Here is a 15,290-nt window from a genome sequence, read left to right as displayed (position 1 = left end):
ACGCCATAACGTCGCGGCTTATTAAGGCGAGGCGGCGAGCAAAAGCTCCTGCTAGCGGGCTTCCGTAGCCAAACCATCGTAGATGTCTGCGCGGATCGTCTGCATGAGGCAAGTTCGCAACGAAGTCACGCATGACGAGAAACTTCAAGCGAAAATCGTAGTCGAAAGGCCAACCACAACAGAACTCTCCGGTGGACAATTCCGGACAGAACCGATGTTCTTCATCCAGATAAGTTCGGTGCAGATGATCAGGAGTATTTGGGGCTGCCGATGCCGGGGTGGCAGCCCCTCGATATATCAGTCGCACGACACGAGCGGTGCCGGCGTCAACTCTACCGGAACCACTCCGTTACAATCCGATCTCATCTCCGACAGCAGCGGGTTGCGCGACCCATGATCTGGCGGTCAGGCCATCGCGACATGCGTTGTCAATGCGACAGCACCACATGCAACAATCGCGACAATTGACGTTTACGCCCGCGCTTCCAGTATCTGCGGCTCTGCTCTTCGACTGGCCGTTCCTATGGCCCGATAGGATCGCTCAGATGAGGGCCCGACGCATCCGGGCCCGCGAACGAAACTCGTTCCGTTCGCATCAGCGCCGATTTCTCCGCGGGTCGTCTCACACCTCTTTGGCACTCTTCGCCTTCTGGGGAAGAGACTGCAATTCAACTCACGTTCGTTCCATGTGCTCTCTCTTTCGTTTCGTTGCCGCCAGTGTTATCTCGTATTTTGCTTCGGGCTCTGTCCTCGACGGGACGACTTCATCGTCTGGATTGGCTTCAGCGCCGATCTACACGCTTTCTATCGCGGCTCCTGCCGCTCTTCGTGCTCGGCCGCGTTGGGCGCAACGCCGGTTCCCGATCGACCCATAGCGCGAGCGAGGCGCCAAGCACGCTGATAGATTTACTGATGGGTTCAATCACAAGGACGGGAGAGGCAGACCGCAGCCATCACTTCGACGTCCGCAATCCGGGCGAGCCAGAGGTAACGGGGCTTGGTTATTCTCCGGCTTTCTCGACAGCGGCAGACCCTATAGATTCTCTGCGATCGCTTGTGACAGCAGTGAGATACCGAGCGAATAGCGAGATCGTTCGTGTGTGCGAATCGAGGGTGCTTCTGCCGCTGTGTCCCGCCAACCAATCGTCGAAGAGCTTCCTCCGGGCAGCCCCTAGATCCGCATTTTGGATCAGTGTGTCCCGCGTTGGGTAGAGTCTCTCCCGGAAAGCTGGCCGGCCTAGGAAGCTGCCATTTCGCCAAAGAGTGATGCGAGCCTCTTTCGCAAATTGCGGATGAGCTTCTGTGCCAAAGTGCGGGCGCTTCACGATCCTGGCCTCGATCGCAGCAAAAGGACCGATATTCAAGCGAATGGTCTCGGATGCGTACCGGCCGTTTTTGTTGTAGATGTTGGTTGGCAGTTGCCGCCAATTGCGCAGCGAGACGCTCGTTTGCAGTAGGTCGAGCCGGAAGAGGCAGATGGTATTGCCGCTTTCGCAATGGCGTGCTGCTCCACATGAGACGAGGTCCGTCTCGCCCCAGAACCGCGGAGCGGGAAACGAGGGGGCGAGTGGGGCGGGCCCTCTTAGCCTCCGGACCAAATCAGGGGCGACCTGTCCGACTTGATCGGCGGCGGTGGCCCGGTGGACATCCAGCTCTATCGTCAAAGGCCCGAAGTTGTCTTCATTAGTACCCAGAAGGCTGGAAAGGATATCGACGTGATGATAGCCGGAATGACAAAGCATTCCATAGCCATACCGATATGGATGATCTTGGCGGGAGAGAATCTCCTCTTCCGTGTTCCAGACTCCCTCGTGATGCTCGATGCCAATATAGGTGATGGGCGTGCCGAGCTTACGGGAGGCGTGGCGCGCATAACGTCCAATCAGGTCGTAGACTGCGTTGTATCGGCGCGGGGCCATCACGACGCAGCGCCCGCCACTCCGGTTAGAGATCGCCTTGAGTTCCGCCGCCTCCCCAACAACTCGGTCCACTGCAGGGCGCCCATTCGACCCCATTGGAAGCACAACCGGCTTGTCGACCAGACAATCAAGACCAAGTCCAAGTGCCGCGCGAAGGTAGTCCAGATGGGCCTTCGGTTCGGTCGAGACAATGACTTTAGAGCTTGGACTTGCCAACGCTCTGAGAGCGTCCTCCCCCTCGCCGGAGTACCAGATGCCCTGTGGTCGGAGATCGGGTACCCAAGAGATACTCATCGGCTTGCACGCGCGCGTCTTGAAAAAGGCATGCACAGCATTTTTCGTGCTCGCGAGCTCAATCACATGGAATCCCGAGGCTCGCCTGCTGGCGACGGCGCTCTCGATCAGAGGAATATACTTAGCCATGGCGTGAGGACCGAGCCCGACGAGTACAAGATCGTTCATGTCTTCTGATCTCCTCTCGCCTCGTCCCGATCAGAACTTCGGACGCCAACCGGTCAGAGTTTGGGTCGATCCGACCGCAACCGAAATGGCACTCCTTGCAGAACCGACCGTTCCGATCCAAGGCTCGTCGGTCATCCGCAGGCAAGCGCGCGATTTTCGATATTCTTCAGAAGGGCCACCTGCGAGGGGCAGTGGGCGCAGCCGCTGTCCGCCCGGTAGTGCTTCAGCGCCGGAGAGGTTCGCCAAGCCGTATCGAGATCGAATTCAGGGGATCGGATGTTGCCGACAAGGAACGCCTCGCTGTCCGGATCCCCAACGACGTAGGGACAGGGGTAGAGATCGCCATTTGCCGAGAGGTAGACAGAGGTGATGCCGCAGTCACATTTGGTGAATTTAACGTTCGGCCGCGGCTGGCTTGTATCAACAAAAATCGGAGGTGGCAGCTCAAGGCGGGCCGCGGTCTTTGCAGCCGTTGCGATCAGAGCCTGCTGCAACTCTCTGATCTCGTCAGCCGACCCTAGGAGCGCTTCCTCGTTGTCCAGGGCGACACCTGAGGCGAACATCGGCTTAATTCTGAAGGAACCAACGCCAATCGAGGACAGCAGTCGATACGCGTCCAGCGCTTCAGCGATGTTCTGTCGATTGGCCGTCATCCTGGCCTGCACCAAGACCCCGCAATTGGCTGCTTCGGACATCTGACGGAGTGCGGAATCGTAAACACCCGGCTTTCCGCGGAAGCGGTCCACAGTGTCCCGCTTTGCGCCGTCGAAGCTAAATTGAAGGGTGAGCTTCCCGGGATCATCGAAGATGGAGACCACATCAGAAATTGGAACTTGGCCAAGCCCCGCTGTATTTAATTGGACTTGCATCCCCCGTTTTTGTCCATGCGCGAGCACGGCTTCCGTTCGCGGAAACACGACTCTGAGAAGCGGCTCACCACCCGTCACTGAGACCTTTGTCAGGCCATACCGGTCGATAAGCAGATCGATAAAGTGTGTCATCTCATCGACCGACAACTGCGACGGCTCTAAACGTCTCTTGTACTCGTCTCGATACTGTTGGGGAACATAACAATGCTTGCAATGAAGGTTGCAATAAAACGATACGCAGAGTCTCAGATGGTCAAACACAATCGGAAGCCGCTTGTCGGGTGGCATCGGGTGCTCCTCGGTGGTCTGACCGCATCTTGAGCAAGGCTTGGGCCACTCCCAAGCAGAAGATTCTTGACGATTTTCTTTGGCACTATGTCATGCTCAAAACAAACCCGTCGCGTTCCGCGCAAGAGCCTCGTTTGCTTTCTGACAGAACAGAGTGATCGGGCGGGAATGCGATCACGACAGAGGCTTGGGTTGAAGCGCGACCGCCCGGACGATCGATGGCACACAAAGCAACCGGTGGTTCGTCACAGTGATTTTGGACGTTTTGATACCGAACCATTCGAGGATCGGCTAGCCTTCCAGCGGCACGAGGATTTCGATGCTTCTGGGGACGCCCGGTTGACGTCGGATGAAGCCATTTCCTTCGAGGGTGACGATCATCTGGCGGACCGAAGGCGGGCTGACGCGGAAATGGCGCTGGATGTCAGCTTCGGCGGGCGGCTGTCCGAACATGTATGAATAGATATGGATAAAAGCGAGGGAGTGCCCCTGCTTCTCGGTGAAGCGCGCGCCTGATTTTGGACTCATCGTTGGATTCGTCCCAGCCTCCAACAAGGAGGCAAAGCATGAATGTACGTTATCGTGTCGAATTGAGCCAAGCCGAGCGCGATGAACTGACGGCGATGCTCGGCGGCGGCAAGCACGCCGCCCGCAAGCTCGAGCGGGCGCAGATTTTGCTGGCGGCCGACGGGGGCCGCTGCGACGCGGAGATCGTCCGAACCGTCCGGGTCAGCCTTTCCACCGCCGGCCGGACCAAGCGCCGCTTCGTGGAAGGCAATCTGGAGCGGGCCTTGAGCGAGGAGCCGCGTCCGGGCGCCGAGCGCAAGCTGACCGGCAAGGAGGAGGCCCTGCTGGTGGCGACCGCATGCACCAAGCGCCCGTCAGCCGCAAACGCTGGACGCTGACGCGTTTGGTCGACACGATGGTCAAGCTCGCCGATCACGACAGTCTGTCGGGCGAGACCGTGCGTCGCCGGCTGGCCGAAAATGACGTCAAGCCGTGGCGCAGGGACATGTGGTGCATTCCCCATATAGATGGCGAATATGTCGCGTCGCATGGAAGATGTGCTCGATCACTATGCTGAAGCGCCTGATCCTGAGCGGCCCCTGGTCTGCTTCGACGAGACCCCGTCCAGCTGATCGGCGAGGTGCGCCAGCCGGTCCCGGCCCAACCGGGACGACGCGAGCGGTACGATTACGAGTATCGCCGCAACGGCACCCCAATCTCTTCGTCACCTTCGATCCATATCGAGGTTGGCGCAACGTCAAGGTCACCGACCGCCGCGCCGCCGTGGACTATGCCCACTGCATGCGTGAACTCGTCGACGTCCATTATCCAGGCGCCACCTGTATCCGTGTCGTGCAGGACAATTTGTCGATCCACAAGCCTGGGGCGCTGTATGAGGCCTTCGCGCCCGCCGAGGCCCGACGTATCCTGCGCCGCCTCGAATTCCACTTCACCCCCGAAGCACGCCAGTTGGCTCAACATGCTCGAGTGCGAGATCTCCGGGCTTCAGCGCCAGTGTCTCGGCCGCCGCATCGACGACCCCAAAAGGCTCCGAAACCAGATCGCCGCATGGCAACGGCGGCGAAACCAATCCGAGCTCGCATCAAATGGATGTTCACAACCGACAAAGCCCGCGCCAAACTCGGCCGCGCCTATCCAGTCACCGCCAAGGAGTCAACATCGCTGTGATGAACCATTAGTTGCCTGAGTTAGCGGCGCCGAGGAGTGTTGTTGCGCGTTCCTCGATGCTACGAGGAAATCCTGCGTGAGAGGCGGCTATGAGCCTGATATGAGCGCCATCCCGGCGCAACTCACCGATAATTCTCGTTTAATACCGGGCAAGAGTGTTGCTTTGCGGAGCTACGCACGATGGTGTCGTCTATATGATTGAGCGAAAGTCTTGGGGGGTTGTGGAAGTCGAAGGCAATAGCGGCCGCAACGGCGCGCCGGTCCGCCGCGACTGGGAACGTGCCGAGGCGGGAGAGCTTTACGCGCTGCCATTTGCCGACCTCCTATTTCACGGCCAGACCGTTCATCACGACAATTTCGATCCAAACCACGTCGAAACCGCAAGTTTGCTCAGCGTCAAGACCGGCGGTTGTCCTGAAGACTGCGCCTACTGCGCACAGGGCGTGCATTACGACACTGGCCTGAAGGCGACCCGCTTGATGGATCGCGCGGATGTGGTCGCCGCCGCGCAGCACGCCAAGGCCGCCGGGGCGACTCGCTTCTGCATGGCCGCGGCCTGGCGCAATCCAAAGGACCGCGATCTCGATCAGGTCTGCGACACGATTGCCGCTATTAAACGTGTTGTCATGGAGGCGTGCGTAACGCTCGGCATGCTCACGCCAAAGCAAGCCGCACGACTCGCCGACGCCGGCCTCGACTTTTACAATCACAACGTCGACTTCGCTGAGGTTGTCAAACCAATAAAGGTGCTGCGCGCAAGCGATCAGCGTAGGTGAAAAATGCAGATTGTCTTGATGAAGGGAACGATCCATTGCGCCTCGGTAACCGAAGCCGACCTCCACTATGAAGGCTCGATCTCGATTGATCGCGGGCTCCTGGACGCGGCCGGTATCCTGATCAACGAACGCGTCGAACTCTACAATCTTGAGACGGGGGCACGCTTTGCAACGTTTGTGACAGAAGCGCCACAAGGATCCGGCACCGTAGACGTGAACGGTGCGGCGGCCCGACTGGCGATGCCCGGAGATAAGATAAGTATCGTCGCATACGCGTCATTTGACGAGGGGGATGCAAGACTCTTCAGGCCGCGAATTGTGCTGGTTGATCGAGACAATCGCATCCTGCCGGTTTGAAGTCAAAACAGCCAACGCGGGAAGGCCCTGTTCTTCGCCGCCAGTTGGAGTTTTGCGGCGTCCATCGTTGCTCAGCGAGTGAAGAATGAGTTCCGTCATTGCCGCTAAATCGTCCAGCTATGTGGCAGGCTTGGATGCGCTTCAAGAAGACGATCGCCTGCGCGGTATCATGCCGCTCATCGGGACCGACTTTTCATCAAGCGATTATCTGGCTCTGGCGAATGCGCCGCGCATGAAAAAGGCCATTCTGACCGCGCTGGAATCCGGTACTCCGATCGGAGCCGGCGGATCACGGCTTCTGCGCGGCAACTACGAGGAGCGCGAATGCCTCGAGGCAGAAGCCGCGCGGTTCTTCGGGGCGCAGACCGCGCTCTTCTTCGGCTGTGGCTATTTTGCAAGTTTTCCAGTGCTGACAAGGCTGCTGCAACGGCACAACCTGCTTGTCCTTGAGTCTCTGGTTCACGCCAATACTCATGAAGGGGCGCGAACTCGCCGAGCCGCTTTCAGAATCTGCGCCCATAAGGACCCGCAGGCTATCGAGAGCGAAATTCGCGACCGGCGTGCCGCGGGCGGAGCGGGGCAGGTCTGGATCGTAGTCGAGAGCCTCTACAGCATGGATGGCGATTTCGCACCGCTTGAAGATCTGCTCGCGATTGTGGACCGGCACGATGTGTTCTTGGTCGGGGAGGAGGCGGATGCCACCGGTGTTTGTGGCGAGCAAGGACGAGGTCTCACAGCGCCCTATGAAGGACGCGAAACTCTCCTCGTTGTACATACCTGCGGCAAAGCGCTGGGAGCTGCCGGGTCGCTTGTCACCGCCTCTGGCGTGCTGCGCGACTTCATAATCAATCGCTGTCGCCTGCTTGTCTTCGCGACCGCTCCTTCGCCGTTAATGGCGGTGGCCGCATGGGAGACTCTGTCGATCCTGCAGGAGGAGCCGGAGCGCCAACGGCGGCTGGCGAAGCTTGTCGCGCTCACCCATTGGGAGACCGTTGCGCGAGGCGAGAGACGTCCTTCAAACTCGCTGATCCTGCCCTATATCGTTGGCGAGAATGCCCGCGCCCTGAGGCGAGCCCCCGCGCTACAGGCTCAAGGATTTGACATCCGAGGACTCAGACCGCCAACGGTGCCGGCCGGCACGGCCCGTTTACGAATTTCACTGACGCTCAACGTCGGAGAGGAAGAGGTACGTGCGATGCTCGATGCGCTCGCTGAGGAGACGAGGGACGGATCTTGATGAGTCAGCGGATCGTGGTGACCGGCACAGATACGGGGATAGGCAAAACTGTCTTTTCGGCAGGCCTTGCCCATCTCCTCGGCGCGAATTATTGGAAACCAATTCAGGCCGGTCTTGAAGGAGAGAGCGATAGCCAGCTGGTCGCACGACTGGGCGGTCTGTCGGCCGATCGGATCATTCCGGAGCGTTACCGCCTTACAACGCCCGCTTCCCCGCATCATTCCGCCGAAATAGACGCAATTCGCATCGATCCCGATTCGCTCGTGGTGCCGGATACCGGGGAGCGACTGCTCGTCATCGAAGGCGTCGGCGGACTGATGGTGCCGCTGACTTCCAGCGCACTTTACATCGACGTCTTCGAGCGGTGGCGGCTTCCCGTCGTGCTTTGCGCCCGCACGCAACTCGGGACCATCAATCATTCTCTGCTGTCGATAGAGGCCTTGCGAAAGCGCCAGATCGAACTTCTTGGGATCGCATTCATCGGGGAAAGAAATTCTGAAACTGAGAGCGCAATTTGTGACATCACGCGGGTGCGCTGGTTAGGACGGCTGCCCTGGATTTCTCCTCTGATGGCAGACAGTTTGCAGGCTGCCTTCAAGGGCTCGTTTATCCCCGGCGATTTCAAGCCTTGATGCCAAACAAGAGGTGGCCAATTTGGCATCCATTCACGCAGCATGCTCTTGACAACGAAGACCAAAGTTGTGCGTGGCGACGATGCTTATCTCTACACTGCGCCCATCGAATCAAAAATGAAATCTCATCCTGGTGGGTCGTCACTCACGGCCCCTTGCCAGCCGCAAATCGTGAGCGCGATTCAGAAGAACCGGTGCCTGCAAGCTGAACCAAATCATTTTCGCCGGCTACACGCACGATCCGGCTGAAGAGCTCGCTCGGCTCCTTTTGAACCTCGCACCCCGAGGCGTCGAACATCTTTTCTACCCGGATAGTAGTTCAGCCAGCGTGGAAGTCGCCGTGAAGATGGCACTCGGCTATCGGCACCATACAGGCGAACAGCGAACACGCATCGTTGTCATGCAACACTCCTATCAGGGCGACACCTTCGGGCGATGTCAGTTGGGGCCCGCGGTATCTTCAACGCAGCGTACGGCCATTTCCTGTTCGATGAGACCTCAATCCCGTTCCCTGCGAGCTGTCGTGAGCAGGCGACGCTTGATGCGCTTGAGTCAGCATGTCGAAACGAAAATCCCGCGGCTTTATCGTCGAGGCTCTGGTATCAGAGGCAGGCGGAATGTTGATGTACCCAGCTTTGAAGCTAAGAGAGATGAAGCGCATCTGCGAGGCGTCGGACATTCTGTTCATTGCCGATGAGGCATGACGGGCTAAGGCCGCACCGCAATATTCTTATGAGAGAGCCTTGCCATAAAAGGTGCGGCCGGCCGGGAGAGCGCGGGCTTCGCCGGCCGGTCCAGAGTGTCACCGTGCGTTCGTTTTCAATCCGATCGCGTCATTGCGATTGGGTACCCTTTGATCAGTATGGATGCCTGCGCGAAATCGCCACGAGGTGATGAAGGTATGCACCCATTGGTGCCGGCTTGTTGCGGAAGTTCCTTCGTCAATTTGATTTGAGGAGAGCGGCCTGGACGGCGGGTCTTATCAAGAGGCGAGGCACGCGAAGATGGTGGACACGTCATCCGCATTCTGGAGTGTGCGGCCAACCGTGCGAGCGCCGGTGCATCTTTCCTATCTCGCTCGCCTGGATCACGGTCGCTTCGGAATGTGCCTGCAGTCCGCCGAAGCCGCGGCTTTGAGCGCCATAAGCCAATCAACAGCCATACGGAATGGACATGCCGCCTTAACGTGGGCTTTGACACGTAGATCGGAGCCTCATAAGGACATTCACTGTATCGCCGCTTGCGTGCATCGTCTCCAGGCTGCCGTTTTGAGTCGCAGAATGTTTGGATGGTGGAGCCCCAGAACCACGTCGCAGAGGAACATCTTGAAAGAGTTTGTCTGCTGATCGCGCAATCATTGGAAACTTTGTGCTTTCCAGCTTCTCAGTGACGCGCCTTTTCGGCCTCCCTATTGATAGAGACCATTTGCTCTTCCAAGGGAAGGCCATTTCTAGAGACATGCGCTGCCGGGTCAGATCGAACATGAGTCACATTTCGCAGCTGTCAGTTGAGCGCGTCACGATTCCAGTTCTGCAACGGTTCAAAGAGGAAAGGCGCGCCATCGTCATGACCACGGCTTATGATGCGGTCACGGCACGTATCGCCGATCCTGTGGTCGACGTCATTCTTGTTGGCGATAGCGTCGGCAACGTATGCCTTGGGTTTGATGACACTTTACCGGTCAGCATGGCGATGATGAATCACCACCTGGAGGCGGTCGCGCGGACAAAGCCTCGGGCCATGCTTGTAGCTGACATGCCGTTTCTTAGCTTTCATCTCAGTACCGACGACACGATACGCAACGCTGGAGGCTTCCTGCAGCGTGGCGCCGACGCCGTCAAGCTTGAGGGAGGGGGTAAACGTGTCGAGATGATCCGAGCCTTGGTGAATTGCGAAATTCCCGTGATGGGCCATCTTGGTCTCACGCCACAAAGCGTCAACGCGATGGGTGGCTTCAAGGTACAAGGTCGGAACGCGGACGATGCCCTACGTCTGCTTGATGATGCGCACCAGCTACAGCAGGCGGGATGCTTTGCTGTTGTCCTCGAAGGTATTCCGGCTGAGCTCGCTGCACGAACGACTGAATCTCTGGCCATACCAACGATTGGGATCGGAGCGGGTCCAGGTTGCTCAGGCCAAGTTCTAGTGTTCCACGACGTGTTGGGGCTCTCAGGAAGCCGTTATCCAAAATTCGTGCGTGTTTATGTAGAGGGCCATCAGCTGCTGCAGGAGGGCCTCTCGCGCTGGGCAGCTGATGTCCGTAGCGGAGCATTCCCTGCGGCGCAGGAGTCATATCGGATTCCGGACGGCTTGCGCGGGGCGATCGTAAACTGGACGCCCTCCAAGACAAGCTAGTGCAATGTCCAACATGCGAACGAGCAAGTACGGTCGGGGAACTGCGCAGCGCCCCTGCAGAGGAGCGCCGGTCCGATAGCGAGGCGGGGTCCGCTGCGACGATAGGTTGCGCCGCACGATCGTCATCTCGCCCTGGCCGAAAGCTCCGTTATCACCGTTAGTGAGCGCCTGCCTCGCACCCGCCCCAGTTGAGACCAAATAAGGATCTCGGCAGATAGTCTCGTGACTTCCCAAACGGTGAGAGGCCGTGACGCGAAGCGGGTCGGGTTCGTCTCTGCGCCAGATCCCGGGAGACTTGTGCGGCTTTATTTGAGACCTCGTCGAACCGCCGAACCCGCCAAGCCTCTGCACGCTTGCATTTTCGCGGCCTTGCAAAGTACGTATGCAGCCTGTTCTATCGTGCAGCCATTGTCGCATGCATTGGACTAAAGGGTCCAACAACGCGCGGTCGTGCGCCGCATGGTCGTGAATCTAACTTCCGATCGAGATCGTCACCGTTTCGAAATGGTGAGGAGCCGACAGGCTCGCGATGAGCAATCGGATCGCCTCATCGAACAAGAACCGCTTGTTGGTTGCCGAGGGCCTGTTACTTCGGGCAGCTGCGGGCCTAGACGGAGATTCGAAAGACTGGGAGGTCTCGGGTTCAGTACGGCAGTCGAAGAACCATCTTGCTGAGTGTGAATGGTTTGCGTTCGATCTGCGTCGAAAACCGGCGGCTAGACGACTGGTACCGCGACGCTAATCTCACGACACTCGACCGTATAGGATGGACGGCAATGGGCTGAGTTCGCCGGTGCCATACAATCCGAGAGCAATACACGCTCGATGGGGTTGCTCTTATGCCGATCATCGCCTCGACGGCGGCACGCCGTTGCCGCCGGATCTGGTTCGAAAGCTATTCCAGCCGCGTCACAAGTCGATGCTATCGGTACCCTGCCGTACTCAAACGATCAATTGGATACAGCTAGTTCATTGCAGGTTTGGCTTGCGGGAGACCTGAGCGTGGTGGCATTCCAAGGACGAGCTGAGACAGATATGGAACGCCTCGAACGATCGAGCGGATCGTTAGGGCGATCGCAATGATCGCGGCCCCGAGCACACCCGCGATGATCACCCGGGTCGTGAGATCCCAAAGTTCTCCGAATTGTATGAAATCCATGAGACGGAACACGGTACCCTGGACCAGGTAGAGCAGCAGCGTGGCCTGGCCCAATTCCACAGCGATAAAGCGGGCCATTCGGTTTAAATGGCCAAAGCGCCAGCATTGCCGCAGGAGTTCGATAGCGACTGCTGACGCAGCTGCAGAGCCAACAAACATCAGAAGCACGTCTTTAGTTGACCGAAAGTCGCGAATTACCCCAAGATTATTGTAGATATAGGTGCTCTTGCCCCAAGCTAGAAAGCATACGCAGGTCACTATTGAAAGAAATACAATCAGGACCGGCTTGTGATGTCGCAATGCACTCGTCCGTCGTTCTCTCGATTGAGCAAGCAAGAAGCCGAAGCAGAAGAACGGGTAAGTGAATCTGATCAGCGGTGATATGGAGAATGTCAGAGGCGCGAGCGCGACCAGTATGGCTGAGCCAGTTATGACCCACGATCGGCGGGTAAGCCTGGTAGAAATCTTGATGAGAAGGTAGGAAATAAACGTGGCCCAGATGAACCAATAGGTGCCGGCGAGATCGTCTACAAATTCCAAAAGTCCGCTCGTTAGGCTGGTCGCGCGCCCCAACGCCGCTAACTTAGCTGTCTCCATTATCACCCACCAAAATAGCATCGGCAGCAAGAGCTGCTTCGCACGGTCGCTGGCGGCTCGAGTGAACGGCTTTTGAAGCAGCGATCGAGCAGAAAGATATCCGCTTATCGCCATAAAAAGTGGCATGTGAAACATATAGATCGATTTGTAGTACGGCGAATACCAAAACGCGTCGTCTCGGTAGATGACATACTGGATCAGGTGCCCAACAATCACCAAAACAATGAGTGCACCTTTCGCGAAATCTAAACTGAGATCTCGATCGTATGCCTCTGTCCTGCGCGAACTGGGGACGTTCGTTCCAGTCACGGGTCGCAATCTATCAAACATCTAGATATCTGTTGTTGACGAGCCGGCGGCCCGTTGTCCGCTTCTTCTGCCTCATTTTTGATCCAAACGAAAGGCGATGGCGGGAGTTTTTGGAAGAGGAATACGCTCAGCTTGTTAGGCCTTCCGAAAACTAGCTGTGGGCCGCGCATGTCTGAATGCCTCGGGGACCTTTGTGGCAAAGACAAGATATCCAGTCTGAGACACGGCTGTAGCGGCACGGGCGCGGCATACAACTTGCAGACGCGTTTGTGGGAGGAAGACTGTCACGCTCAGTCTCCCACTCGGCCCGACGCATCTCAGACCCGGCAGATGCGTCGGGCTTTGTCGGTTGGCCCAGCATAGTTGACACTTGGTCCGTCACTTTCGCTTGACGTCGAGGTGTTCACGCCAATAGGGGCTTCTGATAGCTGAGACGCGAGCACCCCCAACATTGGCGTTTTGGCAGCGTGCTACGGGCGCACGCCGATAGCGGTGCTCTGCAGTTCTGGAGCAAAAGCCGAGGACCGACCTTTCTGATTGGGAGGCTTGTTCGGTTTCGTGTAACTGACGCCGTCAACCACGCGTGCCTTGACGACTTTCGTCGCGCCATCTCTTAGTGCAGCTTGTGGCTTGGCGTGCATCCGCAAAGGCCTTAGTTGGATCGTACTCGCAGGATGATTGATAGCGAACCAGCTCGACCAGAGTCGCTCGCGATAGCGAGGTTTTATGGTCAAAGAGATGCTGCTCCCACTCAGTGTTGTGGACCAAGAAGGGCAGCAGCCGTTCTTCGCGCATCAGCCGACTCGGCGGATCACAGACAGCAGTGGCCTTGAGCGTCACCTCCATGATCACGGCTTCAGAATTCCCGAACGTTTCGGCGGCAAGAAGGGACTCGCGCCAGTGACTTGTGCGGCGATGCTGTCGCGCGCAACAGTTTCTCTCGTGTGCCTACAAATTAGCTTCCTCGGGCTGAATTCAACGTTTCGGTCAACGACTCCTCGAATATGTCTAGGCCTTGTCCCAACGTGTCTTGGTCGATCGTAAGTGCGGGCAAGAACTTCACAACCTGATCCGTCGGTCCGCATCGCTCGATAATCAAGCCCTTCGCAAACGCTTTACGTGACGTCGCCTCTGCGATCTCTGTCGTTTTGCAATCGAAGCCGCATACCATGCCCCGTCCACGAACGGCAAACTTGTTTCCGTGCTGATGCGCGATAGCATCGAGTCGACGTCGCATAAGTGCGCCCAAGCGTTGGACCTGGTGCGAGAACGTCTGGTTACGCCAATACAGGGTTAAGGCCGCTTTGCCAGAAACGAGTGCAAGATTGTTTCCTCGAAACGTTCCCGTGTGCTCGCCTGGTTCCCATGCGTCGAGCGCTTCTTTGATCAAGAGCATCGACAACGGCAAGCCGTACCCGCTCAGCGATTTCGACATCACAACAATGTCTGGCGACAAAGCAGCGAACTCGAAACTGAAGAACTCGCCTGTACGACCACAGCCCATTTGGATATCGTCAACTATGAAAATAGCTCCGACCTCTTTTGCCAAAGCCTGAATTGACTGCAACCATTCCTTACCGGCGACGTTGATGCCTCCCTCTCCTTGCACGGTTTCGACGAGAATGGCGGCTGGAAGATCAATACCGCTGCTCTCGTCCATTAATACCTTTCGCAGGTAATCCGCCGCGGAACCAAGATACCCATCATACGGCATGAAAGTTGTGCCAGTTAAGGGAATGCTGCTGGCTTTGCGGTAAAAGCGGTTACCGCTCGCAGCTATGGCTCCCAAGCTTTGGCCGTGATATCCATTTGTGAAAGAAATGACGTTGTGACGTCCTGTGATCTTACGCGAGAGCTTTAGAGCCGCTTCAACCGCGTTAGCTCCCGTAGGCCCCGTAAATTGAAAGCGGTAGGAAAGATTCCGTTCACGAAGGATGACAGAGCTAAAGGTCTCCATGAATTCGACCTTTGCTGGAGTGGCCATGTCCAAGCCGTGGACGACGCCGTCCGACTCCAGGTACTCGCTGATTGCTGCTTTGATCTCCTGATTGTTGTGGCCATAGTTTAGCGCTCCAGCGCCGGACAGAAAGTCAATGACCTTTCGGCCACCCTCTGTGAACATAATCGAGCCGCGGGCCCGACTGAAGACAGCAGGAAAGGAACGTGAGTACGACCGCACGTTGGACTCTAGCGTTTCGACGGTCTTCATTCTGCGCGGCCCGTGTATTCCAACCATGTGGTCGTCTCCTCGACAAGAAAATCTGCCCCGACGGATAAGCGCGGCCAACATCGTAAAGATGGACAAACGGTCATCGCGCGGTTCTACGCCTCTCGACGGCCTTTGGGTCGCGCGTAACGCGTCTGAAAATCAGCTCCAGCGATTTACCTGAGAACCATGCGGAACAAAGCTACTATGTCTAGTAGTGTTGTCCACATTTAGCGAACGCCACTGGCTAAAGTCGTCTTTCGCGGACAGGCTTGCTTAGCCGCGCGCAAAGAAGTTGCGCATGCCGTGCGGTTAGCTTGCGTTACGACAAATTCTGTAAAGGAGAAAGAATGGAATAAATTTCATCGTGACCCAGAAGGGTCCGATGCGCGCCCGTCGGTAGCAAAGGCATGGCTTGAGATCACATGA

Annotated in this window: 13 protein-coding genes and 2 pseudogenes; 9 read left to right on the top strand and 6 right to left on the bottom strand. The window is 57.4% G+C overall.

The genetic code is table 11. The features are described 5' to 3' along the window. Positions 1–1,001 precede the first annotated feature (1,001 nt). From ABID58_RS33460 to ABID58_RS33450, 3 genes are all read right to left on the bottom strand, one after another. The gene (locus tag ABID58_RS33460; RefSeq protein WP_354037173.1) at positions 1,002–2,381 is read right to left on the bottom strand and encodes a Gfo/Idh/MocA family oxidoreductase; all 1,380 of its coding nucleotides are present in this window, start codon (positions 2,379–2,381) and stop codon (positions 1,002–1,004) included. A gap of 131 nt (positions 2,382–2,512) precedes the next feature. Next, positions 2,513–3,538: a radical SAM protein gene (locus tag ABID58_RS33455; RefSeq protein ID WP_354037172.1), complete on the bottom strand. Its 1,026-nt coding sequence runs from the start codon at positions 3,536–3,538 to the stop codon at positions 2,513–2,515. A gap of 291 nt (positions 3,539–3,829) precedes the next feature. Further along, positions 3,830–4,066: a LexA family protein gene (locus ABID58_RS33450; RefSeq protein WP_354037171.1), complete on the bottom strand. Its 237-nt coding sequence runs from the start codon at positions 4,064–4,066 to the stop codon at positions 3,830–3,832. 38 nt (positions 4,067–4,104) lie between these two features. Between ABID58_RS33450 and ABID58_RS33445 the strand changes: the two genes are divergently transcribed. From ABID58_RS33445 to panB, 9 genes and pseudogenes are all read left to right on the top strand, one after another. Further along, positions 4,105–4,443, top strand: coding sequence for a helix-turn-helix domain-containing protein (locus ABID58_RS33445; protein ID WP_354037170.1), 339 nt, complete (start codon positions 4,105–4,107; stop codon positions 4,441–4,443). A 157-nt stretch (positions 4,444–4,600) separates the two neighbouring features. Beyond that, entirely contained in the window at positions 4,601–5,233 is a 633-nt protein-coding gene (locus ABID58_RS33440; RefSeq protein WP_354037169.1) for a transposase, read from the top strand. 194 nt (positions 5,234–5,427) lie between these two features. Further along, a pseudogene (locus ABID58_RS33435) lies at positions 5,428–5,952 on the top strand (radical SAM protein); the annotation flags it as partial. Positions 5,953–6,012: 60 nt separating this feature from the next. After that, the gene (panD, locus tag ABID58_RS33430; RefSeq protein ID WP_354037167.1) at positions 6,013–6,366 is read left to right on the top strand and encodes an aspartate 1-decarboxylase; all 354 of its coding nucleotides are present in this window, start codon (positions 6,013–6,015) and stop codon (positions 6,364–6,366) included. 85 nt (positions 6,367–6,451) lie between these two features. After that, the gene (locus ABID58_RS33425) at positions 6,452–7,603 is read left to right on the top strand and encodes an 8-amino-7-oxononanoate synthase (RefSeq protein WP_354037166.1); all 1,152 of its coding nucleotides are present in this window, start codon (positions 6,452–6,454) and stop codon (positions 7,601–7,603) included. Next, positions 7,603–8,235: a dethiobiotin synthase gene (bioD, locus tag ABID58_RS33420; protein WP_354037164.1), complete on the top strand. Its 633-nt coding sequence runs from the start codon at positions 7,603–7,605 to the stop codon at positions 8,233–8,235. Before ABID58_RS33425 ends, bioD begins: the two co-directional genes overlap by 1 nt. 205 nt (positions 8,236–8,440) lie before the next feature. Continuing rightward, a pseudogene (locus ABID58_RS37450) lies at positions 8,441–8,611 on the top strand (adenosylmethionine--8-amino-7-oxononanoate transaminase); the annotation flags it as partial. Between the two features lie 181 nt (positions 8,612–8,792). Further along, on the top strand, positions 8,793–8,939 hold the full coding sequence (locus ABID58_RS37445) for a hypothetical protein (protein WP_430648052.1): 147 nt from the start codon (positions 8,793–8,795) through the stop codon (positions 8,937–8,939). A gap of 778 nt (positions 8,940–9,717) precedes the next feature. Next, complete coding sequence (panB, locus tag ABID58_RS33410; RefSeq protein WP_354037162.1) at positions 9,718–10,590, top strand: 3-methyl-2-oxobutanoate hydroxymethyltransferase; 873 nt, start codon at positions 9,718–9,720, stop codon at positions 10,588–10,590. 964 nt (positions 10,591–11,554) lie between these two features. Here panB and nolL read toward each other — a convergent pair. The 3 genes from nolL to ectB form a co-directional block, all read right to left on the bottom strand. After that, positions 11,555–12,676, bottom strand: coding sequence for a nodulation factor fucose acetyltransferase NolL (gene nolL / locus ABID58_RS33405; protein WP_354037160.1), 1,122 nt, complete (start codon positions 12,674–12,676; stop codon positions 11,555–11,557). Between the two features lie 552 nt (positions 12,677–13,228). Beyond that, complete coding sequence (locus ABID58_RS33400) at positions 13,229–13,501, bottom strand: hypothetical protein (RefSeq protein ID WP_354037158.1); 273 nt, start codon at positions 13,499–13,501, stop codon at positions 13,229–13,231. A 109-nt stretch (positions 13,502–13,610) separates the two neighbouring features. Further along, complete coding sequence (gene ectB, locus ABID58_RS33395; protein WP_085399795.1) at positions 13,611–14,864, bottom strand: diaminobutyrate--2-oxoglutarate transaminase; 1,254 nt, start codon at positions 14,862–14,864, stop codon at positions 13,611–13,613. Positions 14,865–15,290: the final 426 nt, after the last annotated feature.

The sequence above is a fragment of the Bradyrhizobium sp. S3.2.6 genome, from assembly GCF_040546885.1.
In the GTDB taxonomy this organism is placed as follows: domain Bacteria; phylum Pseudomonadota; class Alphaproteobacteria; order Rhizobiales; family Xanthobacteraceae; genus Bradyrhizobium; species Bradyrhizobium cytisi.
This window is presented reverse-complemented; position numbering and strand designations above follow the sequence as displayed.